Here is a 1,209-nt window from a genome sequence, read left to right as displayed (position 1 = left end):
CGTCACCGCGTCCAGCACGCGCTGCGAATGGCCGTGCGCGGTGTCGATGACCAGAAGGTCGACGCCGGCATCGATCAGGCGCTCGGCGCGCTCGAAGCCGTCGTCGCCGACGCTGGTGGCGGCCGCGGCGCGCAGCCGCCCCTGAGCGTCCTTGGTGGCGTGCGGGTTGAGCTGCGACTTCTCGATATCCTTGACGGTGATCAGGCCGACGCAATTGCCCTTGCGGTCGACCACCACCAGCTTCTCGATGCGATGCTTGTGCAACAGGCGCTTGGCCTCGTCCTGGTCGACATTCTCTTTCACCGTGATCAGGTTCTCACGGGTCATCAATTCGTAGACCTTCTGCGACGGATCGGAGGCGAAGCGCACGTCGCGGTTGGTGAGGATCCCGACCAGCCGGCCGACCGTATGACCGCCGGTGCCGCCGTTCTCGACCACCGGAATGCCGGAAATGCCATGAGCGCGCATCAGTGCCAGGGCGTCGGCGAGCGTGGCGTCGGGGCCGATGGTAACGGGATTGACCACCATGCCGGATTCGAACTTCTTCACCTGCCTGACCTGCTCGGCCTGCTCGGCCGGCGAGAAATTGCGGTGGATGACGCCGATGCCGCCGGCTTGCGCCATGGCGATCGCCAGCCTCGCTTCGGTGACCGTGTCCATGGCGGCCGAGAGGATCGGCACGTTGAGATCGATGTCGCTGGCAATGCGGGTGCGGATGTCGGTCTGGCCGGGCATGACCTCGGAATGGCCGGGCTGCAACAGCACGTCGTCGAAGGTCAGCGCCAGCGCGCCGGTGGACGTCTCGATGATTTTTGCCATGGCCAGTCCTTTTTGAATGCGGAAAAGGCGCTGGGCCGAAATGGCCAGCGCCGACTCTCATCTTCCCTTTCAGGATTGGCGCTGGCTGGTAACACGTCCCGCAGGAGATGAAAAGCCGATCGTTGCGAGACGCTTCAGGTTCCTATTCCGCACCTAGGAGAGCATCCAGCAGAGCGTGCCGCGGCGATGCAAAAGGATTGACGACGGTTACACCGCCCCAGGTAAAGCCATCCTGCAGATCTTCCGACAGGAGTAGCCGGCAACCCGTTTGCGAAGCAGTCGAAAGAATGACAGCATCCCAGATGCCGAAACGCTGGTCTGCCGCAAGATCGACAGCCTTCATCATCACTTCCGGCGTCGTTCCGGCAACCGCGAAGGCGTCGCTCCAGC

Annotated in this window: 1 protein-coding gene and 1 pseudogene; both read right to left on the bottom strand. The window is 63.4% G+C overall.

Annotation, left to right across the window (positions count from 1 at the left end):
* Positions 1-819: IMP dehydrogenase (locus tag EOA60_RS33740; protein ID WP_128312662.1), on the bottom strand; the 819-nt coding region annotated here is incomplete at its 3' end.
* 142 nt (positions 820-961) lie between these two features.
* A pseudogene (locus EOA60_RS33735) lies at positions 962-1,209 on the bottom strand (PIN domain-containing protein); the annotation flags it as partial.

Origin of the sequence: Mesorhizobium sp. M1A.F.Ca.IN.020.06.1.1, from assembly GCF_004023265.1 — a bacterium.
In the GTDB taxonomy this organism is placed as follows: domain Bacteria; phylum Pseudomonadota; class Alphaproteobacteria; order Rhizobiales; family Rhizobiaceae; genus Mesorhizobium.
The sequence above is the reverse complement of the archived record's forward strand: the minus strand, read 5'-3'. Positions and strand labels throughout refer to the sequence as shown.